Source organism: Serratia sp. K-E0102, assembly GCF_029962625.1.
Classification (GTDB): Bacteria; Pseudomonadota; Gammaproteobacteria; order Enterobacterales; family Enterobacteriaceae; genus Serratia; species Serratia sarumanii.
Window position 1 is genome coordinate 4,673,310 of the sequence record NZ_CP124754.1, and the last position, 22,496, is coordinate 4,695,805.

Consider the following 22,496-nt stretch of genomic DNA (forward strand, 5'->3'; position numbering starts at 1 on the left):
AATTTTTATCCTTTCAGTCGTGTAGGGTTGATTGGGAAAATTCAGGCCAGCAGCTCATAGCCGGGCAGCGTCAGGAAATCGATTAACTCATCTTGCGTGGTGATGCGCTCCATCAGGCGCGCCGCCTCTTCGTACCGGCCGGCGTTAAAGCGCGCTTCCCCCACTTCTTCACGCACCACCAACATCTCTTCTTGCAGCATCTGGCGGAACAGCGCCTTGGTGACCGGGCGCCCGTCACTCAGGCTCTTCTCGTGGTGGATCCACTGCCAGATAGACGTACGGGAGATTTCCGCCGTGGCCGCATCTTCCATCAAACCGTAAATCGGCACGCAGCCGTTGCCGGAGATCCAGGCTTCGATGTACTGCACCGCCACGCGGATATTGGCGCGCATCCCCGCTTCGGTACGCTCGCCGTCGCACGGTTCCAGCAGCTGTGCGGCGCTGATCGGCGCGTCTTGCTCACGCAGCACCTCCAGCTGGTTTTGGCGATCGCCCAGCGCTTTGCCGAACACTTCCATCACCGTGTCCGCCAGCCCCGGGTGCGCCACCCAGGTGCCGTCGTGGCCGTTGCTGGCCTCCAGCTCTTTGTCCGCCCGCACCTTGTTCAGCACCCAGGCGTTTTTCTCGGCGTCTTTGCTCGGGATAAACGCCGCCATGCCGCCCATGGCGAACGCGCCGCGCTTATGACAGGTTTTGATCAGCAGGCGCGAATAGGCGCTGAGGAAAGGTTTCTCCATGGTCACCGACTGACGATCCGGCAGCACGCGATCGCCGTGATTCTTCAGCGTTTTGATGTAGCTGAAGATGTAATCCCAGCGGCCGCAGTTCAGACCCACGATGTGATCGCGCAGGTGGTAGAGGATTTCGTCCATCTGGAACACCGCCGGCAGGGTTTCGATCAGCACGGTCGCTTTGATGGTGCCGCGCGGCAGATCGAAACGATCCTCGGTAAAGCTGAAGACATCGCTCCACCAGGCCGCTTCTTCCCAAGACTGGGTTTTCGGCAGGTAGAAATACGGGCCGCTGCCCTTGGCCAACAGTTGGCGATAGTTGTGGTAGAAGTACAGCGCGAAATCGAACAGGCCGCCGGGAATGGCTTCATCACGCCACAGTACGTGCTTCTCCGGCAGATGCAGGCCGCGCACGCGAGCGATCAATACCGCCGGGTTCGGTTTCAGCTGGTAGATTTTGCCGGCTTCATTGGTGTAGGAAATGGTGCCGTTAACCGCATCGTGCAGGTTGATTTGGCCGTCGATGACTTTGTCCCAGCTTGGCGCCAGCGAGTCTTCGAAGTCCGCCATAAACACTTTTACGTTGGCGTTAAGCGCATTGATCACCATCTTGCGCTCGACCGGACCGGTGATCTCGACCCGGCGGTCACGCAGATCTTGCGGAATGCCGCGGATCTGCCAGTCACCTTCACGAATGGAAGTGGTTTCCGAAATAAACCCCGGCAGTTCGCCGCGATCGATATTTTGCTGCCAGCGGACACGCGCCGCCAGCAGCTCGTTGCGCCGCGGCGTGAATTTCCCCACCAGTTCCGCCAGGAATTCAACCGCTTTATCGGTCAACACCTGGCGCTCCGCTGCGGCGAAACCCTGCGTAAACCTTAACTCCGTGCCTGCTATCTGTTGCGTCATGACCTTGCTCCTTCCCATCGTTGCGCCCGAGCGACCGGCGCATTTTCATCAGAAATCACTGTGGATCAGGGCGGATGAAACGATCCTCAACTGGTCAGATCTCATCCCGATAGCTCTAAGAATACTCAACAAAAAATAAAAATCAAAAACCATTTCCATTTTATTATTAAATATTTTATTAACACTTTATTATCAACTAGTTAGATAAGATAACAATAATGACAGGTAAGGAAATCGCTTCCAGTAAATTGATAAAGACGCACTAACGCCTTGTTGGACAATAGATTTTTTGGAGAAGTGACGGATAAAAAGAAGGGCGTGCAGAGGATCAACGGAGCGGCGGCCTCGATTCAGCCGCCGGCAGGCAGAAAAGATCAGTCGAGCGTCGGATTCATATGACGCAGATCGTACGGCGTGATCTGGTAGACGTAATAGTTGAGCCAGTTGGAAAACAGCAGATGGCCATGGCTGCGCCAGGTGGCTTTCGGTGTCAGTGCGGGGTTGTCATCCGGGAAGTAGTTGAGCGGAACGGCGGGATCGAGGCCAGCTTCGTAGTCGCGACAATACTCCCCCGCCAGGGTCAGCGTATCGTATTCCGGATGGCCGGTGACGAACGCCAGGCGCTTATCCCTGCTGGCGAACAGGTAGGCGCCCGCCTGTTCGGATTCGGCCAGAATATCCAGGTCGGTATATTGGCGAATCACCTCGGTCGGGAAATCGGCATAGCGTGAATGCGGCGCCAGGAAACTTTCGTCGAAGCCGCGCGTCAGCAACGCATGCTGCTGTAGCGTTTGGTGCGGGTAAACGCCGGAGAGCTTCACTTCGCGCGTCATCTTGGGAATGCCATACAGAATATTCAACGCCGCCTGTACCGCCCAGCACACGAACAGCGTGGAGGTAACGTGGTGCTTGGCCCAGTCGATCACGCGCTCGATCTGTGGCCAATAGGCAACATCGCAGAAATCGACCAGCCCCAGCGGCGCGCCGGTGACGATCAGACCATCGAAGTTCTCGTTCTGGATATCCTCGAAGTCGCAATAGAAGTTATTCAGATGCTCGGCCGGCGTGTTCTTCGATTCGCGGCTGTCGATACGCAGCAGCTGGATATCAATCTGCAGCGGCGAGTTGGACAACAGGCGCAGAAACTGGTTTTCCGTTTCGATCTTCTTTGGCATCAGGTTGAGGATCAGCACTTTCAGTGGCCTGATTTCCTGTGTTTTTGCCCGCGAGGATGTCATCACGAAGACATTCTCACCGCGCAAGAAATTGACCGCAGGTAACTCATCAGGAACACGAATCGGCATTGCTTAACCCTCACACATCCATTTATACGTTTAGACTTCTAGATGCCCGAAGATAGCGTTTTTTTCCTTCGCTGTCGAGCATTCAGCGGAAAGGTGAAAATGTTTCATTGCGCGATCTGCGCCAAGATATGAGTAGAGGGAGTAAAGGGGCTGAAAAGCAAAAAGGCCATCCTTTCGGATGGCCTATTGGCTTATTTGATGCTTGGCAGTGTCCTACTCTCGCATGGGGAGACCCCACACTACCATCGGCGCTACGGCGTTTCACTTCTGAGTTCGGCATGGGGTCAGGTGGGACCACCGCGCTATTGCCGCCAAGCAAATTCTTTTTTCTGCCGAACTTCTAAACCCACTTTAAATAAAGTGGTGCTGATACCCAGAGTCGAACTGGGGACCTCACCCTTACCAAGGGTGCGCTCTACCAACTGAGCCATATCAGCACGCTTAATTTGATGCCTGGCAGTGTCCTACTCTCGCATGGGGAGACCCCACACTACCATCGGCGCTACGGCGTTTCACTTCTGAGTTCGGCATGGGGTCAGGTGGGACCACCGCGCTATTGCCGCCAGGCAAATTCTGTTTCATTCCAACCGCTTCACTTTCGTGTCGCCATCAGAACCAATCTCGGAACTTCGCTGAAAATCTCTTCGTCTCTAAAACACCTTCGGTGTTGTAAGGTTAAGCCTCACGGATCATTAGTACTGGTTAGCTCAATGCATCGCTGCACTTACACACCCAGCCTATCAACGTCTTAGTCTTAAACGTTCCTTCAGTGGACTCAAAGTCCAAGGGAAGACTCATCTTGAGGCAAGTTTCGCGCTTAGATGCTTTCAGCGCTTATCTTTTCCGCACTTAGCTACCGGGCAATGCCATTGGCATGACAACCCGAACACCAGTGGTGCGTTCACTCCGGTCCTCTCGTACTAGGAGCAACCCCTCTCAATCTTCCAACGCCCACGGCAGATAGGGACCGAACTGTCTCACGACGTTCTAAACCCAGCTCGCGTACCACTTTAAATGGCGAACAGCCATACCCTTGGGACCTACTTCAGCCCCAGGATGTGATGAGCCGACATCGAGGTGCCAAACACCGCCGTCGATATGAACTCTTGGGCGGTATCAGCCTGTTATCCCCGGAGTACCTTTTATCCGTTGAGCGATGGCCCTTCCATTCAGAACCACCGGATCACTAAGACCTACTTTCGTACCTGCTCGAGCCGTCACTCTCGCAGTCAAGCTAGCTTATGCCTTTGCACTAACCTCACGATGTCCGACCGTGATTAGCTAACCTTCGTGCTCCTCCGTTACTCTTTGGGAGGAGACCGCCCCAGTCAAACTACCCACCAGACACTGTCCTCACCCCGGATCACGGGGCCGAGTTAGAACATCAAACATTAAAGGGTGGTATTTCAAGGATGGCTCCACGCAGACTGGCGTCCACGCTTCAAAGCCTCCCACCTATCCTACACATCAAGGCTCAATGTTCAGTGTCAAGCTATAGTAAAGGTTCACGGGGTCTTTCCGTCTTGCCGCGGGTACACTGCATCTTCACAGCGAGTTCAATTTCACTGAGTCTCGGGTGGAGACAGCCTGGCCATCATTACGCCATTCGTGCAGGTCGGAACTTACCCGACAAGGAATTTCGCTACCTTAGGACCGTTATAGTTACGGCCGCCGTTTACTGGGGCTTCGATCAAGAGCTTCGCCTTGCGGCTGACCCCATCAATTAACCTTCCAGCACCGGGCAGGCGTCACACCGTATACGTCCACTTTCGTGTTTGCACAGTGCTGTGTTTTTATTAAACAGTTGCAGCCAGCTGGTATCTTCGACTGGCTTCAGCTCCATCCGCGAGGGACTTCACCTACATGCCAGCGTGCCTTCTCCCGAAGTTACGGCACCATTTTGCCTAGTTCCTTCACCCGAGTTCTCTCAAGCGCCTTGGTATTCTCTACCTGACCACCTGTGTCGGTTTGGGGTACGATTTAATGTTACCTGGAGCTTAGAGGATTTTCCTGGAAGCAGGGCATCAACTACTTCTGCACCGTAGTGCATCGTCATCACGCCTCAGGGTTGATATGCAACCGGATTTACCAGGTCACACCCCCTACACGCTTAAACCGGGACAACCGTCGCCCGGCCAGCCTAGCCTTCTCCGTCCCCCCTTCGCAGTAACACCAAGTACAGGAATATTAACCTGTTTCCCATCGACTACGCTTTTCAGCCTCGCCTTAGGGGTCGACTCACCCTGCCCCGATTAACGTTGGACAGGAACCCTTGGTCTTCCGGCGAGCGGGCTTTTCACCCGCTTTATCGTTACTTATGTCAGCATTCGCACTTCTGATACCTCCAGCAACCCTCACAGGCCACCTTCAACGGCTTACAGAACGCTCCCCTACCCAACAACGCCTAAGCGTCGCTGCCGCAGCTTCGGTGCATGGTTTAGCCCCGTTACATCTTCCGCGCAGGCCGACTCGACCAGTGAGCTATTACGCTTTCTTTAAATGATGGCTGCTTCTAAGCCAACATCCTGGCTGTCTATGCCTTCCCACATCGTTTCCCACTTAACCATGACTTTGGGACCTTAGCTGGCGGTCTGGGTTGTTTCCCTCTTCACGACGGACGTTAGCACCCGCCGTGTGTCTCCCGTGATAACATTCTTCGGTATTCGGAGTTTGCATCGGTTTGGTAAGCCGGGATGGCCCCCTAGCCGAAACAGTGCTCTACCCCCGAAGATGAGTTCACGAGGCGCTACCTAAATAGCTTTCGGGGAGAACCAGCTATCTCCCGGTTTGATTGGCCTTTCACCCCCAGCCACAAGTCATCCGCTAATTTTTCAACATTAGTCGGTTCGGTCCTCCAGTTAGTGTTACCCAACCTTCAACCTGCCCATGGCTAGATCACCGGGTTTCGGGTCTATACCTTGCAACTAATCGCCCAGTTAAGACTCGGTTTCCCTACGGCTCCCCTATACGGTTAACCTTGCTACAAAATATAAGTCGCTGACCCATTATACAAAAGGTACGCAGTCACACCACGAAGGTGCTCCCACTGCTTGTACGTACACGGTTTCAGGTTCTATTTCACTCCCCTCGCCGGGGTTCTTTTCGCCTTTCCCTCACGGTACTGGTTCACTATCGGTCAGTCAGGAGTATTTAGCCTTGGAGGATGGTCCCCCCATATTCAGACAGGATGTCACGTGTCCCGCCCTACTCATCGAACTCACGACCTGTGCATTTTAGTGTACGGGGCTATCACCCTTTGCTGCGCGACTTTCCAGACGCTTCCACTAACACACAAGCCGATTCAGGTTCTGGGCTCCTCCCCGTTCGCTCGCCGCTACTGGGGGAATCTCGGTTGATTTCTTTTCCTCGGGGTACTTAGATGTTTCAGTTCCCCCGGTTCGCCTCATGCCACTATGTATTCATGACATGATAGTGTGTCGAAACACACTGGGTTTCCCCATTCGGGTATCGCCGGTTGTAACGGTTCATATCACCTTACCGACGCTTTTCGCAGATTAGCACGCCCTTCATCGCCTCTGACTGCCTAGGCATCCACCGTGTACGCTTAGTCACTTAACCTCACAACCCGAAGATGTTTCCATCGTTCAAGTTGCAAACATTTGAGAGACTCTATGACAGGTTACTCTTCATTCCAGTACATCTACGGAGGAATGAATTTCAGCCGTCATGTTTCAATTTTCAGCTTGTTCCAGATTGTTAAAGAGCAATATCTTAAACATGACTCGAAAGTCATCTTTAAGATATGGTGTATCGTCAGATACTGAAGACCGCCGCTTTCACCGGGTGGGTCGGAAGCTTGGCGTCCCCTAGGGGATTCGAACCCCTGTTACCGCCGTGAAAGGGCGGTGTCCTAGGCCTCTAGACGAAGGGGACACGACACCGTACTTTTATGACGCTTTTGCTCGTTACTTTTTCATCAGACAATCTGTGTGAGCACGCCACTCGAAGCAATATCTTTAGGTAAGGAGGTGATCCAACCGCAGGTTCCCCTACGGTTACCTTGTTACGACTTCACCCCAGTCATGAATCACAAAGTGGTAAGCGCCCTCCCGAAGGTTAAGCTACCTACTTCTTTTGCAACCCACTCCCATGGTGTGACGGGCGGTGTGTACAAGGCCCGGGAACGTATTCACCGTAGCATTCTGATCTACGATTACTAGCGATTCCGACTTCATGGAGTCGAGTTGCAGACTCCAATCCGGACTACGACGTACTTTATGAGGTCCGCTTGCTCTCGCGAGGTCGCTTCTCTTTGTATACGCCATTGTAGCACGTGTGTAGCCCTACTCGTAAGGGCCATGATGACTTGACGTCATCCCCACCTTCCTCCAGTTTATCACTGGCAGTCTCCTTTGAGTTCCCGGCCGAACCGCTGGCAACAAAGGATAAGGGTTGCGCTCGTTGCGGGACTTAACCCAACATTTCACAACACGAGCTGACGACAGCCATGCAGCACCTGTCTCAGAGTTCCCGAAGGCACCAATCCATCTCTGGAAAGTTCTCTGGATGTCAAGAGTAGGTAAGGTTCTTCGCGTTGCATCGAATTAAACCACATGCTCCACCGCTTGTGCGGGCCCCCGTCAATTCATTTGAGTTTTAACCTTGCGGCCGTACTCCCCAGGCGGTCGATTTAACGCGTTAGCTCCGGAAGCCACGCCTCAAGGGCACAACCTCCAAATCGACATCGTTTACAGCGTGGACTACCAGGGTATCTAATCCTGTTTGCTCCCCACGCTTTCGCACCTGAGCGTCAGTCTTCGTCCAGGGGGCCGCCTTCGCCACCGGTATTCCTCCAGATCTCTACGCATTTCACCGCTACACCTGGAATTCTACCCCCCTCTACGAGACTCTAGCTTGCCAGTTTCAAATGCAGTTCCCAGGTTGAGCCCGGGGATTTCACATCTGACTTAACAAACCGCCTGCGTGCGCTTTACGCCCAGTAATTCCGATTAACGCTTGCACCCTCCGTATTACCGCGGCTGCTGGCACGGAGTTAGCCGGTGCTTCTTCTGCGAGTAACGTCAATTGATGAACGTATTAAGTTCACCACCTTCCTCCTCGCTGAAAGTGCTTTACAACCCGAAGGCCTTCTTCACACACGCGGCATGGCTGCATCAGGCTTGCGCCCATTGTGCAATATTCCCCACTGCTGCCTCCCGTAGGAGTCTGGACCGTGTCTCAGTTCCAGTGTGGCTGGTCATCCTCTCAGACCAGCTAGGGATCGTCGCCTAGGTGAGCCATTACCCCACCTACTAGCTAATCCCATCTGGGCACATCTGATGGCAAGAGGCCCGAAGGTCCCCCTCTTTGGTCTTGCGACGTTATGCGGTATTAGCTACCGTTTCCAGTAGTTATCCCCCTCCATCAGGCAGTTTCCCAGACATTACTCACCCGTCCGCCGCTCGTCACCCGGGGAGCAAGCTCCCCTGTGCTACCGCTCGACTTGCATGTGTTAAGCCTGCCGCCAGCGTTCAATCTGAGCCATGATCAAACTCTTCAATTAAAAGCTTGATGTGCTTCCACTCGAGAAGCGATGCTCAAAGATTTACTGCATGAATTTTACTTCAGTTAGTCACTCTTCAAGACTTGATATTTTTTTGCATCCGAAGATGCTGGATATCGTCTTGTGGAGTGCCCACACAGATTGTCTGATAAATTGTTAAAGAGCAGTGAGTTAGGCGCTTTCGCTTGCTAACTCGAGGTGGCGTATATTACGCTTTCCTCTTTCAGAGTCAACCCTAATTTTCAGGATTTTTTCTCTTTCTTCCCGGCCGCTGTGTGAAGTGAATCACTTGCGCCGTGTCGATGGAGGCGCATTATAGGGATCCGAGTTTTTTGCACAACCCCTTTTTTGATCTTTTCTTTCTGTTTGCACACTTTTCAGCCCTTCCGTGTGGATCTTGTGCGATCAGGGCCATTTTCAGCAGGATCCGGCGCTGCCGTTGGTTGTAATTCCATCGCCAGGGTCTAGTATTGCCGGTAAATATGATCCCGACGTGAGGCAGCACTATGTCCGATGCAGTACGTTCTTATCTTCAATACACCCCTAAACTCGGTCAGCGCGTCCTGATCGATCCTTCCAGCGTCGTCATCGGCGACGTCGATCTGGCGGATGACGTCAGCATCTGGCCGCTGGTAGCCATCCGCGGCGACGTCAATGCGGTAAAGATCGGCGCACGCAGCAATATTCAGGACGGCAGCGTACTGCACGTGACTCACCGCTCCGAACATAACCCCGACGGTTATCCCTTGCTGATTGGAGAAGACGTGACCGTGGGTCATAAAGCCATGCTGCACGGCTGTGCCATCGGCAACCGGGTGCTGGTCGGTATGGGATCGATCCTGTTGGACGGTGCAGTAATAGAAGACGACGTGATGATTGGCGCCGGCAGTTTGGTGGCGCCGGGCAAACGGCTGGCCAGCGGCTATCTTTATATGGGGAGCCCGGCACGCCAGGTTCGGCCGTTGACCGCCGCCGAGTTGGAAGGATTGCTTTATTCTTCTAACAACTATGTGCGTTGGAAAGATGAATATCTGTCGGAAGACATCTGACGGCCACCCCGTTCCCTATATAGAGAACGGGGTGGGAATTATGCCGCCAGTTCGCTGCGCAGCTGGCGCAATACCGGCTCGATCTCTGGCATCACTCCGTGCCAAAGCAGGAAAGCATGCGCCGCCTGCCCCACCAGCATACCCAGCCCATCGGCATATTCCGTTGCCCCTTGCTGCTGCGCCCAGGCCAGGAACGGCGTGACGCCCTGCTGATAGAACATGTCATAGCAACGGGTTTGCGCGTTGACTACGCCCGCGGGCAAGGCCGGGATCTCCCCGCTGATGCCGGACGCCGTCGCATTGATCACCAGATCGAACGCTTGCTGATTCAGTTGATCCATCGGCGCCGCCGAGATCTCTCCCAGATGCCGGAAAGCGTCGGCCAACTCCTCGGCGCGGCTGAAGGTGCGGTTGGTGATCGTGAGCCGGCAGCCGAAAGACAGCAGCGGCAGGATCACGCCGCGCGCCGCGCCGCCGGCCCCCACCAGCAAGATGCGATCCTGCGGTCGGATCAATTGCTGACGCTGCAGATCGGTCAGCAAACCGATGCCGTCGGTGTTGTCCCCCAGCAGACCGCCATTCGGCAATACCTTCAGGGTATTGACCGCGCCGGCCATCGCTGCGCGCTCGCTCAGCTCGGAAGCGGCCTCATAAGCGCGCTCTTTGAAAGGCACCGTGACGTTCGCCCCCAGCCCTCCGGCGTGGATAAACGCCTGCAGGCTGGTTTCAAAACCGTCCAACGGCGCCAACACCGCTCCATAAGGATGCTCAATGCCAGTCTGGGCAGCGAACAGCGCATGAATTCGCGGCGACTTGCTGTGACCAATAGGGTTGCCAAATACCGCAAACTTCTCCATGCCCATTACCTCTAGCCCTGACGGATCTGTTCGCCGGTCAGAGCATCTCTGATTTCGGAAGGATTAAGACGGCCACCCACCTCGCCGGCCAATACCGGGAAAGCCTCGCCGAATTGCCGCGCGACTTCATCCGCACTGCGGCACGGCTCCTGCCCACTAAGATTGGCACTGGTCGATACCAGTGGCTTGCCGTACTGCCGGCACAGTTGCTGCACCAACGGGTGATCGCTGACGCGCACCGCCAGCGAGCTGAAACGCCCGGTCAGCAAACGCGGCGTCTCCGGCCGGGCAGGCAACACCCAGGTTACCGGCCCAGGCCAGCTGGCGAACATCGTCACGCGCTGCTGTTCGCTGAGCGCGCTGTCGTCGATATAGGGCTTAAGCTGCGCATAGTCGGCGGCGATCAGAATCAGCCCCTTTTCCCACGGCCGCTGTTTCAATGCCAGCAAAGCATTGACCGCCTGTTCGCTGTCGGGATCGCACCCCAGTCCGAATACCGCTTCGGTGGGATAGGCAATCACCTGCTGTTGATGCAAAGCATCGATGATAGATAAAAGGTTCGGGCTTAATTCTGAGTTCATGATGTGATTATTCTGTAGTCGCCACGGGTTTTCCGCACAGCTTGCTGGCGCAGCACAGGACGGGGCCTTTTGCCGTACGTTTTTCCATCAGCAGCGGGTAATGGCAATAGGCGCATTCACCGGCGACGGGTTTAACATTGAGGGCAAATTGGCATTCCGGATAACGATCGCAGGAATGAAAAACCTTGCCGTAGCGCGATTTACGCTGCAACAACTTGCCCTGACCGCACTGCGGACAGGTAATGGCGGTTTCATCAGGCTTATCGATCACTTCAGTGTGATCGCACTGCGGATAATCGCTGCAACCGATAAACATGCCATAGCGCCCCTGGCGCAGCACCAACGTCGCCTGGCACTTCGGGCACTGCTGCCCATCCAGCACTTTGACGATATGCCCATCGGCCTGCGCTTTCAGCGGCCGAATATATTGGCATTCAGGGTACTGGGAACAGCCGAGGAAGGGGCCGTGGCGACCGCTACGGATCACCAGCTCGGCCCCGCATTCCGGACAGGGTTCATTTTGCCTGGCGGCAAAAATCGCGTTTTTTGTCATAACGTCTTCTATGCGCGTTATCGGCTCAATGCAGATAACCTTCGTTCACTTCAAACAACAGTTCTTCCATTTGCTGATAGGCGCTTTCATATCCGGGAATATTAAACAGCACCATCAACACGACCCATTTCAGATCTTCGAGATCGAATTCCGCATTATCCAAAGCCATAACGCGGTCGATAACCATTTCACGGGTTTCGAGGTTCAATACCTGAATCTGTTCCAGGAACAGGAGAAAACCACGGCAGCCGGCGTCCAAACGCGCGCTTTCCTCTTCGGTGTAGATCCGCATTGCCAGCGGATCGGCATCCATAAAGTAAGGCGCATTTTGACCTTCTTGCAGGTCAGCCAGCTTCTCAAGCCAATTCAACGCGTTGTAGATATCATCCCGATGAAACCCCGCCTGGGCGAGATCATCGGTCAGTTGATCCTGATCGACGCGCATCTCTGGTTCATTGTGGATATAAGTTTCAAACAAGTACATGAGTACGTCGAACATGGCTTGCCCTCCTTATTCGGACATAGCCGCCGGGTACAGCTGCGATCCACCCTGCTAACTCCAGTTCGAGTAACTTGATTACCACCACTGGCACAGGTTGGCCGGCACGTTCAGCGACGACGTCAACAGGTGTCACCTCATCTCCTACGTTAGCCAACACATCGGCAAATGGCAATTCAACTTCAGCCTGCGACGCACAAATAGTTGTATTTTCATTCAGTGGCAGCCATTGAAGGCCGCTTCCCAGCAATTCTGCGATATCTTTCGGCCCGGTAACCAGATGCGCGCCCTGCTGAATTAGCCAGTGCGTGCCTTCGCTCATCGGGTTCCCTAACGGCCCCGGCAAGGCGAATACCTCACGCCCCTGCTCCAGCGCATAGCGGGCCGTCACCAGGGTACCGCTGCGCAACGAGGCTTCTATGACCAGAACGCCCTGGCTCAGCCCGCTGATAATACGGTTGCGGCGCGGAAAATGGTCGGCCAGAGGCAAATCGGTGACCAAATGATCCGAAATCACCGCGCCGCCCTGCTCGACAATCTGCTCCGCGAGCCTGCGGTGCCGGCGTGGATAAACATTGGCCAACCCGCTGCCCAATACCGCTACCGTGCAACCGCCGGCCGCCAGCGCTGCGCGATGGCAAATGCCGTCGATGCCGATCGCCAAACCGCTGGTGATGGTGAAACCGCAACGCGCCAATTCCGCGGCGAAATGATTGGCCCAACGCTCGCCGTAGTGGCTGAACTGCCGGCTGCCAACCATGGCGAGCTGCGGGCGCAGCAACGCTTGAGGATCGCCCTCGATCAGCAAAAACAGCGGCGCATCGTCGATCTGGGCCAGGCGTTCCGGATAGCCGGCCGCCCCATAGTTCAGCATACGGTGCGCCGGCAGTTCCAGCCAACGCAGGCTGGCCGACAGATAAGCGGGATCCGCTTGGTTGAACTGCGCCCGCTGCCGCTCGTTCAATCCCAGTTCACGCAACGCGCTGCGAGGCTCGCGCCCCATTTGCGATAGCTGCCGCACAATCCGGCTGGCCACGACGGTCTGCAGCCCCGTTACCCCTCGCATCCGTAAAGCGATCTCTTCCGGCCGCATCGTCTGTTCCCTCAGCAAAAACGGTGGTATTACCAATCTGAGCAATTGGTGCGCAATGCTGTCAATCAGGCCGGGAAATGTCTAGAATAGAGGTTAAACCTCGTTCATTACTCGGATACAGATCTAAAGATATATGTCAGTCTTGCAGGTATTACATTTCCCAGACGAGCGTCTGCGCAAAGTCGCAGCGCCGGTAAAAGAAGTCAATGCAGATATCCAGCGCATCGTGGATGATATGTTTGAAACCATGTACGCAGAGGAAGGCATTGGCCTGGCTGCGACTCAGGTAGATATCCATCAGCGCATTATCGTGATCGACGTCTCCGAGAATCGCGATCAGCGCCTGGTGCTGATCAACCCCGAGCTGCTGGAAAAGAGCGGCGAAACCGGCATCGAGGAAGGCTGTCTTTCCATTCCCGAGCAGCGTGCGTTGGTACCACGTGCCGCGCAGGTGAAGATCCGCGCGCTGGATCGCGAAGGCAAACCTTTCGAACTGGAAGCGGACGATCTGCTGGCGATCTGCATCCAGCACGAGATGGATCACCTGATGGGTAAACTGTTCGTCGATTACCTGTCGCCGCTCAAGCGTCAGCGCATTCGTCAGAAACTGGAAAAAATGGCCAAGCTTCAAGCCCGCGCCTAACCGATCAGGAAATCAACGTGTCTGACTCTTTACGGATTATTTTCGCCGGAACACCAGACTTCGCAGCGCGTCATCTTGACGCGCTGTTGTCATCTGAGCACCAGATTGTCGGCGTTTTTACCCAGCCCGACCGCCCGGCAGGCCGCGGCAACAAGCTGACGCCTAGCCCGGTAAAAGTGCTGGCTGAGCAACACCAACTGCCGGTATTTCAGCCCAAATCGCTGCGCCCCGAAGAGAACCAGCGCCTGGTGGCCGATCTTAACGCCGACGTGATGGTGGTGGTTGCCTACGGGCTGATCCTGCCGCAGGCGGTGCTGGATATGCCGCGTCTCGGTTGCATCAACGTACATGGCTCGCTGCTGCCTCGCTGGCGCGGTGCGGCGCCGATCCAGCGCTCGCTCTGGGCCGGCGACAGCGAAACCGGCGTGACCATCATGCAGATGGACGTCGGTCTCGATACCGGCGACATGATGCACAAGATCGCCTGCCCGATTGAGAGCAGCGATACCAGCGCCAGTCTCTACGACAAGCTGGCGCAGCTCGGCCCGCAGGGCATGCTGACGACGCTGCGCCAAATGGCCGACGGCAGCGCCACCCGCGAAGTGCAGGACGAAGCGCTGGTGACCTACGCCGAGAAGCTGAGCAAAGAAGAAGCTCGCCTGGACTGGACGCTGTCCGCCGAACAACTGGAGCGCTGCATCCGCGCCTTCAACCCTTGGCCGATCAGCTACTTCACCATCGACGATCAACCGGTGAAAGTCTGGCAAGCCAGCGTACTGGCGCAAAGCGCCAATGCGGAGCCGGGCACCGTTGTCCATACCGACAAGCACGGCATTCAGGTGGCGACCGCCGACGGCATCCTCAATCTGATCCAACTGCAGCCCGCCGGCAAGAAACCGATGTCGGCGCAGGACCTGTTAAATTCACGCCGTGAATGGTTTACCCCGGGTAACCGGCTGTAAGTCACCCCACTGCCCGGCCGTTCATCGCCGGGCCGTTATTTTCTTAATGCCGATCGTTATCAGCTTCAGCCTATGAAAAATAATTACAATCTCCGCAGCATCGCTGCCAAAGCCATCGGCCAGGTGCTGGATCAAGGGCAGTCGCTCAGCACTGTCCTGCCGGCGCTGCAAACCACCATCAGCGATAAGGACCGCGGGTTGCTGCAGGAACTGTGCTTCGGCACGTTGCGCGTGCTGCCGCAGCTCGAATGGTGCATTCAACAATTGATGGCCAAGCCGCTGACCGGCAAACAGCGTACGCTGCACTATCTGCTGATGGTCGGCCTGTATCAGCTGCTGTATACCCGTATCCCGCCGCACGCCGTATTGGCCGAAACCGTGGAAGGCGCGGTGGCGCTGAAACGCCCACAGTTGAAAGGCCTGATTAACGGCGTCTTGCGGCAATTCCAGCGCCAGCAGGAAGAGCTGCTGCAGCGCGCCGCCAACAATGACAGCCGCTATCTGCACCCGAGCTGGTTGCTGAAACGCATTCAACAAGCCTATCCCGCCAACTGGGAACAGATCGTCGACGCCAATAACCAGAAGCCACCAATGTGGCTGCGCGTCAACCGCCTGCATCACACCCGCGAAGCTTATCTGCAGTTGTTGACCGACGCAGGCATCGCCGCGGAGCCTCATTCAGACTATGCCGACGCGGTGCGTTTGCTGGCGCCTTGCGCCGTGACCGATCTGCCTGGGTTCGCCGACGGCTGGGTCACCGTGCAAGATGCCTCAGCCCAGGGCTGCGTCGATCTATTGGATCCGCAAGACGGTGAACAGATCCTCGATTTGTGCGCCGCGCCTGGCGGCAAAACCACGCATATTCTGGAAGCGGCGCCGAAAGCGCACGTCATGGCGGTCGATATCGACGAACAGCGCCTGGCGCGGGTGAAGGAAAACCTGCAGCGCCTGCGTTTGCACGCAGAGGTTAAGCTGGGCGATGGCCGCACCCCGCAGCAATGGTGCGGTGACAAGCAGTTCGACCGGATCCTGCTGGACGCGCCTTGTTCCGCCACCGGCGTGATCCGCCGTCACCCCGACATCAAATGGCTGCGTCGCGATCGCGACATCGCCGAACTCGCCGCGCTGCAGGCCGACATCCTGGAAGCCGTCTGGCCCCATCTGAAATCGGGCGGCGTGATGGTTTACGCCACCTGCTCTATCCTGCCGGATGAAAACAGCAGCCAGATCGCCGCGTTCTTGCAGCGCCACGCCGATGCCAAGCTGGTTGAAACCGGCGATGCGCAGCGACCGGGGCGGCAGAATATCCCGCATGCCGAGGACGGCGATGGCTTCTTTTACGCTAAGCTGATTAAAATGTAATGCTTCGGGGCGTGCGTGCGCGCCCTAAGTCTTTCAGTGTGAAGCAGAGAACACGATGAAAATAATTATTCTTGGTGCCGGTCAGGTTGGCGGGACGCTGGCAGAAAACCTGGTGGGTGAAAACAACGATATCACCGTCGTCGATACCGATTCCGGCCGGCTGCGTCAGCTGCAGGATAAATTCGATCTGCGGGTGGTTCAGGGGCACGGCTCTCACCCTCGGGTGCTGCGCGAAGCCGGCGCGGAAGACGCTGACATGCTGGTCGCCGTCACCAACTCCGACGAAACCAACATGGTTGCCTGCCAGATCGCCTATTCTCTGTTCAATACCCCCAACCGCATCGCCCGTATCCGCGCGCCGGAATATATCCGCGAGTCGGAGAAACTGTTCCTGCCGGAAGCGGTGCCGATCGACCATCTGATTTCACCGGAGCAGCTGGTCATCGACTATATCTACAAGCTGATTGAATACCCCGGCGCGCTGCAGGTGGTCAACTTCGCCGAAGGCAAGGTCAGCATCGCTGCGGTTAAAGCCTATTACGGCGGCCCGCTGGTCGGCAATGCGCTCTCTTCGATGCGCGAACACATGCCGCATATCGACACCCGCGTCGCCGCTATTTTCCGCCAGGACAGACCAATACGTCCGCAAGGCTCGACCATTATCGAAGCCGGTGATGAAGTCTTCTTCGTCGCCGCATCACAGCACATCCGCGCGGTGATGAGCGAACTGCAGCGGCTGGAAAAACCCTATAAGCGCATCATGATCGTCGGCGGCGGCAACGTCGGCGCCGGCCTGGCCGCCAAGCTGGAAAAAGACTACAACGTCAAACTGATCGAGCGGAACCAGCAACGCGCCGCCGAACTGGCCGAGCAGTTGCACGATACCATCGTGTTCTACGGCGATGCCTCCGACCAGGAGCTGCTGGCCGAAGAGCACGTCGAACAGGTGGATGTCTTCATCGCCATCACCAACGACGATGAGGCCAACATCATGTCCGCCATGCTGGCCAAGCGCATGGGCGCCAAGAAGGTGATGGTCTTGATCCAGCGCCGCGCCTATGTCGACCTGGTGCAGGGCAGCGTGATCGATATCGCCATTTCGCCGCAGCAGGCGACCATCTCCGCCCTGTTGGGGCACGTGCGCAAAGCGGATATCGTCAGCGTCTCGTCGCTGCGTCGCGGCGTGGCGGAAGCGATCGAAGCGATTGCCCACGGCGATGAAAGCACGTCCAAAGTGGTCGGCCGCATCGTCGAAGACATCAAGCTGCCACCGGGCACCACCATCGGCGCGATCGTACGTGGTGACGACGTGATCATCGCCAACGGCAACAGCAAAATCGAACAGGGCGATCACGTCATCATGTTTATTACCGACAAGAAATTCGTGCCGGACGTTGAACGCCTGTTCCAACCGAGCCCGTTCTTCTTGTAGAACAAATTTATTAGGCGATGGTCTATAATCGCGTAGTTGTTCTCTGCCTTGGGAGGAGATAAAACTTCTCTCCTTTTGTGGCAAAGGGAAATTGCTTTGTTAAACTTGAGTTATTAATTCTGCAAGGGGTGCGTTCTATGAGTATGTTGAAAGAGTTTCGCGAATTTGCCATGCGTGGCAACGTGGTCGATCTGGCCGTCGGTGTGATTATCGGTGCCGCATTCGGCAAGATTGTTTCGTCCTTCGTGGCCGATATCATCATGCCACCACTGGGGTTACTGATCGGCGGCGTCGACTTTAAACAATTCCATCTGGTATTACGTGAAGCTCAGGGCGCCGTACCGGCGGTGGTAATGAACTACGGTTCATTCATTCAAACCGTATTCGACTTCGTGATTGTCGCCTTCGCCATCTTCCTGGCAATTAAATTGATGAACAAAATGCGCCGCAAGCAGGAAGAAGCGCCGGCAGCGCCGCCAGCACCTACCGCAGAGGAGAAACTGCTGACGGAAATCCGTGACCTGCTGAGCCAGCAACAGCAGCCAAAACTGTAAAACAGCGTTTGGTTATGCCAATAAAAAGCCACCTGACGAAGGTGGCTTTTTTAATGCCTTAAAACCAGAAGGCCAGTGGTAAATTATCGCTTGATAGTTTACCACTGGCCTCCCAGTTACCGCCTTTGTTGTGTTTTTCTTTACGCCGATAGCTGCCTTTGCCTTTCACATTCTTTTCTACTCGTTGACGGAATAGCGGATCATGCAGCAGCGCCTCAATGGCGTTATCTTGAATCTGACCTTTAGTGTGACGATATTTCGTCATGATAATGCTCCTGTAAAAGGTGTGGTGATAAAACGGGGCGATAATACTGCCGGCGGTATAAAAATTAAAGTGCCGTCAGCAACCTTTTTTGCCTTTTTCATCGCTGGCGCCCTGTTCCAAGGCTTCCAGAATAGAACAATAATTGCTGGTATGGGCAGTGCCGCAGCAGGCATCACTCAGCCGCTTCAGCGATTCGCGCATGCGAGTCAGCTCCGCCAACTTACTTTCCACTTCGCTCAGGCGCGCATCGACGATCGACTTCGACTCCTGGCAGGTATGATGTTCAGGATCGACGCGGATCGACAGCAGCTCAGCGATCGTTTCCAGAGTAAATCCCAGCTGCTTGGCATAGCGAATGAAGCGCAGCCGCTGCAGATCCTGCTCGGTGTAGAGCCGATAACCACCTTCGGTGCGGACATTGTGATCCATCATGCCCTGCTTTTCATAGTAACGCACGGTATCCGGCGTCACTTCGGCAAGCTTGGCCAACTGACCTATCTTGAACATTACTTCTCCTCCCGGGTGAATTTGCCGTCCAATGCACGCTGATATTCACCATGCAAGAAATCCGTACTCATCCCAGCCTGACGCAACCGATGCTCCAGCAGCGCCATGCGTTTGCTGAGTTCGACATAGTCCTGATGCTCACTGTTAATCCCTTGCAGCAAACGAGCAACGGTCAACGCCTCTTTGCGATCTTCCAGCTCCGGCGGCAGGTAACCGGCATTTTTCAGCAAACGGTAACCGGCGCGCAGTTCAGCCGGCACCGCGCTGTCATCTTCCAGCGCCAACGGTTGACCCTGGCCGGGCAGATTGTCGAACTCGCCTTTATCCTGGGCATCAAGGATATGGCGTTCCGCCCATTGATCGAGCAGCCCCATGAAAGACAGCCTCGGTTAGCCTAATGATTAAGCCTTAGCATAGCGGATAGGGGCGGGGATCTTAAGCGCAGCGGGGGAATTACGCACATTCGGCTGGGTTTGGACGTAAAAAAACCGGGCAAGCCCGGTTTTTTTACGCGTCTACAGATTACTCTGCAGTTGCTACTTCTGCTTGAGACTCAGCACGATCAACCAGCTCGATGTATGCCATCGGCGCGTTGTCGCCTGCGCGGAAGCCACACTTCAGAATGCGAGTGTAACCACCGGCACGGCTCGCGAAACGCGGGCCTAGCTCGTTAAACAGTTTTGCCACGATCTCGTTATCACGAGTACGGGCGAATGCCAGACGACGATTAGCTACGCTGTCGGTCTTGGCAAGAGTAATCAGCGGCTCAACAACGCGACGCAGCTCTTTTGCTTTTGGCAGGGTCGTCTTGATGATCTCATGACGAACCAAAGAGCCGGCCATGTTACGGAACATAGCCTGGCGATGGCTGCTGTTACGGTTCAGTTGACGACCACTCTTACGATGGCGCATGACCTTATCCTTCTCAGTAAAACCTTAACCTGTGATCCGGTTACTCGTCAGCAATGCTTGCCGGCGGCCAGTTTTCCAGGCGCATGCCCAGAGACAGACCACGTGAGGCCAGCACGTCTTTAATCTCGGTAAGAGATTTTTTACCCAGGTTTGGCGTTTTCAGCAACTCAACCTCGGTACGCTGTACCAGATCACCGATGTAGTGGATAGCTTCTGCCTTGAGGCAGTTAGCAGAGCGGACAGTCAATTCCAGATCGTCAACAGGGCGCAGCAAGATCGGATCGAATTCCGGTTTCTCTTCTTTAACTTCCGGCTGACGTACATCACGCAGGTCAACGAAAGCTTCAAGTTGTTCAGCCAGAATGGTGGCCGCACGGCGGATCGCCTCTTCAGGATCGATCGTGCCATTGGTCTCCATCTCGATGACCAGCTTATCCAAGTCAGTACGCTGTTCTACACGCGCAGCTTCAACATTGTAGGCGATACGCTCTACAGGGCTGTAGCAGGCGTCAACCAACAGACGACCGATTGGGCGCTCATCTTCTTCCGAATGAATTCGGGCAGAAGCCGGCACATAACCGCGACCGCGCTGAACTTTGATACGCATGCTGATAGCCGCGTTCTCATCAGTCAGGTGGCAGATCACGTGCTGAGGCTTGACGATTTCGACATCACCATCATGGGTGATGTCGGCAGCGGTCACAGGGCCAATGCCAGATTTATTCAGGGTAAGAATAACTTCGTCTTTGCCTTGAACTCTCACCGCCAGCCCTTTCAGGTTGAGCAGGATCTCCAGGATATCTTCCTGTACGCCTTCTTTGGTGCTGTACTCATGCAGTACACCATCAATCTCAACCTCGGTCACCGCGCAACCCGGCATAGATGAAAGCAGAATACGGCGCAGTGCGTTGCCAAGAGTATGGCCAAAGCCACGCTCTAAAGGCTCAAGGGTCACCTTGGCGTGCGTCGAACTGACTTGCTCGATATCTACCAGGCGCGGTTTTAGAAACTCTGTCACAGAACCCTGCATTGTGTCCTCTCTTTGGTACTAAGCTTTACTTGGAGTAAAGCTCGACGATCAGGTGTTCGTTAATGTCCGCAGACAGATCGGTACGTTCAGGCATACGCTTGAACACGCCTTCCATCTTAGCAGCATCAACTTCCAGCCAAGTCGGCTTTTCACGCTGCTCAGCCAGCTCCAGAGAAGCTTTAACACGAGACTGCTTTTTAGCTTTCTCGCGGATGCTGACTACGTCATTCGGAGATACCTGATAAGAAGCGATGTTAACAACGCGACCGTTTACCATAACTGCTTTGTGGCTAACCAGCTGACGTGACTCTGCACGAGTAGCGCCGAAGCCCATACGGTAAACAACGTTGTCCAGACGACCTTCCAGCAGCTGCAACAGGTTTTCACCGGTGTTGCCCTTCAGGCGGGTTGCTTCTTTGTAATAGTTACGGAATTGACGCTCCAGAATGCCGTACATACGGCGAACTTTCTGCTTCTCACGCAACTGAACACCGTAATCAGACAGACGCGGTTTACGCGCACCGTGCTGACCAGGTGCTTGTTCAATTTTACACTTGGAATCGATCGCGCGAACGCCAGACTTAAGGAACAGGTCTGTGCCCTCACGACGGCTCAGCTTGAGCTTAGGACCCAAATATCTTGCCATTTTCTTTCTCCAACAATCCTAAAAGCTGCGTTACACGCGGCGCTTTTTCGGCGGACGACAACCGTTATGAGGGATCGGAGTCACATCAGTAATGTTAGTGATGCGGAAACCAGCCGCGTTCAGAGCGCGGATAGTAGACTCACGACCAGGACCAGGTCCTTTAACCATAACTTCCAGGTTCTTGATACCGTATTCTTTTACTGCGTCAGCACAACGTTCTGCTGCAACCTGTGCTGCGAACGGAGTGGACTTACGAGAACCACGGAAACCGGAACCACCGGCTGTTGCCCAACCCAAAGCATTACCCTGACGATCAGTGATGGTAACGATGGTGTTGTTGAAAGAAGCATGGATATGAGCCACGCCGTCAGAGACTTGCTTTCTTACACGCTTACGTGTACGAACAGGTGCCTTTGCCATTATTCAATAACCCCGATTATTTCTTGATCGGCTTGCGCGGACCCTTACGGGTACGAGCGTTGGTCTTGGTGCGCTGACCGCGTACCGGCAGACCACGACGATGACGCAAACCACGATAGCAACCAAGGTCCATAAGACGCTTGATGCTCAGGGTAATTTCACGACGCAAATCACCCTCAACGGTGTATTTGGCAACTGCATCACGAAGCTTTTCGATTTGCTCTTCAGACAGCTCACTGATCTTAACATTTTCAGCAATACCCGTGGATGCACAGATAGCCTGTGAACGGGTTTTACCGATACCGAAGATCGACGTTAAGGCGATAACGGTATGTTTATGATCAGGAATGTTAATGCCTGCTATACGGGCCACTATGCACTCCTACTATTTTATACAGCAACACCATTCTGAAAAGCCCGTTTTCAGGATACTCAAATAGTGTTGCAGTGCGACATACAAAAGATTGGCTGGCTAATCTAGCCAGCTCAACCCAACTTTGCAAGAAAAATATGCGAGATAATCAGCCTTGACGCTGTTTATGCTTCGGCTCGGCGCTGCAAATCACACGAACGACACCGTTACGCTTAACGATTTTGCAGTTACGACATAATTTCTTGACGGAAGCACGAACTTTCATTTTTACTCTCCGTAACTTCTCAAAC

At 55.0% G+C, this 22,496-nt stretch carries 22 protein-coding genes, 2 tRNA genes and 4 rRNA genes; 6 read left to right on the forward strand and 22 right to left on the reverse strand.

Annotated elements, in window-relative coordinates:
- Positions 1-41: 41 nt before the first annotated feature.
- The 8 genes from aceB to SSARUM2_RS22120 form a co-directional block, all read right to left on the reverse strand.
- Entirely contained in the window at positions 42-1,640 is a 1,599-nt protein-coding gene (aceB, locus tag SSARUM2_RS22085; RefSeq protein WP_033649686.1) for a malate synthase A, read from the reverse strand.
- A gap of 374 nt (positions 1,641-2,014) precedes the next feature.
- Positions 2,015-2,944 carry a homoserine O-succinyltransferase gene (gene metA / locus SSARUM2_RS22090; RefSeq protein WP_033649685.1) on the reverse strand — a complete coding sequence of 310 codons (930 nt, stop codon included), beginning with the start codon at positions 2,942-2,944 and terminating at the stop codon, positions 2,015-2,017.
- 200 nt (positions 2,945-3,144) lie between these two features.
- Positions 3,145-3,260 (reverse strand): 5S ribosomal RNA (gene rrf, locus SSARUM2_RS22095).
- 45 nt (positions 3,261-3,305) lie between these two features.
- Positions 3,306-3,381 (reverse strand) — tRNA-Thr (locus SSARUM2_RS22100).
- Between the two features lie 14 nt (positions 3,382-3,395).
- Positions 3,396-3,511, reverse strand: a 5S ribosomal RNA gene (gene rrf, locus SSARUM2_RS22105).
- A gap of 104 nt (positions 3,512-3,615) precedes the next feature.
- Positions 3,616-6,523, reverse strand: a 23S ribosomal RNA gene (locus SSARUM2_RS22110).
- Between the two features lie 239 nt (positions 6,524-6,762).
- Positions 6,763-6,838, reverse strand: a tRNA-Glu gene (locus tag SSARUM2_RS22115).
- An 88-nt stretch (positions 6,839-6,926) separates the two neighbouring features.
- Positions 6,927-8,468, reverse strand: a 16S ribosomal RNA gene (locus tag SSARUM2_RS22120).
- Together the 16S, 23S and 5S rRNA genes with 2 tRNA genes alongside form the textbook arrangement of a ribosomal RNA operon.
- Positions 8,469-8,974: 506 nt before the next feature.
- Between SSARUM2_RS22120 and SSARUM2_RS22125 the strand changes: the two genes are divergently transcribed.
- Positions 8,975-9,517, forward strand: coding sequence for a gamma carbonic anhydrase family protein (locus tag SSARUM2_RS22125; protein ID WP_060439666.1), 543 nt, complete (start codon positions 8,975-8,977; stop codon positions 9,515-9,517).
- Between the two features lie 38 nt (positions 9,518-9,555).
- Here the strand turns inward: SSARUM2_RS22125 and aroE are convergent, their stop codons facing one another.
- Genes aroE through dprA form a run of 5 tightly spaced genes read right to left on the reverse strand, consistent with a single transcriptional unit; the run spans position 9,556 to position 13,100 of the window.
- Positions 9,556-10,374: a shikimate dehydrogenase gene (aroE, locus tag SSARUM2_RS22130; RefSeq protein WP_033655293.1), complete on the reverse strand. Its 819-nt coding sequence runs from the start codon at positions 10,372-10,374 to the stop codon at positions 9,556-9,558.
- Positions 10,375-10,385: 11 nt separating this feature from the next.
- Positions 10,386-10,955, reverse strand: a complete 570-nt coding sequence (gene tsaC, locus SSARUM2_RS22135; protein ID WP_033655292.1) for an L-threonylcarbamoyladenylate synthase type 1 TsaC — start codon at positions 10,953-10,955, stop codon at positions 10,386-10,388.
- Positions 10,956-10,962: 7 nt separating this feature from the next.
- Entirely contained in the window at positions 10,963-11,508 is a 546-nt protein-coding gene (locus SSARUM2_RS22140) for a type I DNA topoisomerase (protein WP_019456195.1), read from the reverse strand.
- A gap of 25 nt (positions 11,509-11,533) precedes the next feature.
- Entirely contained in the window at positions 11,534-12,007 is a 474-nt protein-coding gene (smg, locus tag SSARUM2_RS22145) for a DUF494 family protein Smg (RefSeq protein WP_033650013.1), read from the reverse strand.
- A complete protein-coding gene (gene dprA, locus SSARUM2_RS22150; protein ID WP_060439668.1) occupies positions 11,979-13,100 on the reverse strand; it encodes a DNA-protecting protein DprA in 1,122 nt (373 codons plus the stop codon). The genes smg and dprA overlap by 29 nt, the downstream gene beginning before the upstream one ends.
- Before the next feature lie 133 nt (positions 13,101-13,233).
- Between dprA and def the strand changes: the two genes are divergently transcribed.
- From def to mscL, 5 genes are all read left to right on the forward strand, one after another.
- Positions 13,234-13,743 (forward strand): peptide deformylase, encoded by a 510-nt coding sequence (gene def / locus SSARUM2_RS22155; protein WP_015379260.1) that lies wholly within the window; start codon positions 13,234-13,236, stop codon positions 13,741-13,743.
- 17 nt (positions 13,744-13,760) lie between these two features.
- Entirely contained in the window at positions 13,761-14,705 is a 945-nt protein-coding gene (gene fmt, locus SSARUM2_RS22160) for a methionyl-tRNA formyltransferase (RefSeq protein WP_060439671.1), read from the forward strand.
- A gap of 72 nt (positions 14,706-14,777) precedes the next feature.
- On the forward strand, positions 14,778-16,067 hold the full coding sequence (gene rsmB, locus SSARUM2_RS22165; RefSeq protein ID WP_060439673.1) for a 16S rRNA (cytosine(967)-C(5))-methyltransferase RsmB: 1,290 nt from the start codon (positions 14,778-14,780) through the stop codon (positions 16,065-16,067).
- Positions 16,068-16,122: 55 nt separating this feature from the next.
- Positions 16,123-17,499, forward strand: a complete 1,377-nt coding sequence (trkA, locus tag SSARUM2_RS22170) for a Trk system potassium transporter TrkA (RefSeq protein WP_033636248.1) — start codon at positions 16,123-16,125, stop codon at positions 17,497-17,499.
- Between the two features lie 137 nt (positions 17,500-17,636).
- The gene (gene mscL / locus SSARUM2_RS22175; protein ID WP_025304493.1) at positions 17,637-18,053 is read left to right on the forward strand and encodes a large-conductance mechanosensitive channel protein MscL; all 417 of its coding nucleotides are present in this window, start codon (positions 17,637-17,639) and stop codon (positions 18,051-18,053) included.
- 58 nt (positions 18,054-18,111) lie between these two features.
- On the opposite strand, the gene SSARUM2_RS22180 is transcribed toward mscL, so the two are convergent.
- From SSARUM2_RS22180 to rpmJ, 9 genes are all read right to left on the reverse strand, one after another.
- Entirely contained in the window at positions 18,112-18,318 is a 207-nt protein-coding gene (locus tag SSARUM2_RS22180) for an alternative ribosome-rescue factor A (protein ID WP_033639242.1), read from the reverse strand.
- A gap of 75 nt (positions 18,319-18,393) precedes the next feature.
- A complete protein-coding gene (zntR, locus tag SSARUM2_RS22185) occupies positions 18,394-18,825 on the reverse strand; it encodes a Zn(2+)-responsive transcriptional regulator (RefSeq protein WP_033636251.1) in 432 nt (143 codons plus the stop codon).
- Entirely contained in the window at positions 18,825-19,199 is a 375-nt protein-coding gene (locus SSARUM2_RS22190) for a DUF1992 domain-containing protein (protein WP_033636252.1), read from the reverse strand. The genes zntR and SSARUM2_RS22190 overlap by 1 nt, the downstream gene beginning before the upstream one ends.
- Before the next feature lie 148 nt (positions 19,200-19,347).
- Positions 19,348-19,737 (reverse strand): 50S ribosomal protein L17, encoded by a 390-nt coding sequence (gene rplQ, locus SSARUM2_RS22195; protein ID WP_004929726.1) that lies wholly within the window; start codon positions 19,735-19,737, stop codon positions 19,348-19,350.
- 40 nt (positions 19,738-19,777) lie between these two features.
- Positions 19,778-20,767: a DNA-directed RNA polymerase subunit alpha gene (gene rpoA, locus SSARUM2_RS22200; RefSeq protein WP_002919219.1), complete on the reverse strand. Its 990-nt coding sequence runs from the start codon at positions 20,765-20,767 to the stop codon at positions 19,778-19,780.
- A 25-nt stretch (positions 20,768-20,792) separates the two neighbouring features.
- Complete coding sequence (gene rpsD / locus SSARUM2_RS22205; RefSeq protein ID WP_004929729.1) at positions 20,793-21,413, reverse strand: 30S ribosomal protein S4; 621 nt, start codon at positions 21,411-21,413, stop codon at positions 20,793-20,795.
- Positions 21,414-21,443: 30 nt separating this feature from the next.
- The gene (gene rpsK, locus SSARUM2_RS22210) at positions 21,444-21,833 is read right to left on the reverse strand and encodes a 30S ribosomal protein S11 (RefSeq protein WP_004929731.1); all 390 of its coding nucleotides are present in this window, start codon (positions 21,831-21,833) and stop codon (positions 21,444-21,446) included.
- Between the two features lie 16 nt (positions 21,834-21,849).
- Positions 21,850-22,206, reverse strand: a complete 357-nt coding sequence (gene rpsM, locus SSARUM2_RS22215; protein ID WP_004929734.1) for a 30S ribosomal protein S13 — start codon at positions 22,204-22,206, stop codon at positions 21,850-21,852.
- Positions 22,207-22,354: 148 nt separating this feature from the next.
- Entirely contained in the window at positions 22,355-22,471 is a 117-nt protein-coding gene (gene rpmJ, locus SSARUM2_RS22220) for a 50S ribosomal protein L36 (RefSeq protein WP_002227352.1), read from the reverse strand.
- Between the last annotated feature and the right edge of the window lie 25 nt (positions 22,472-22,496).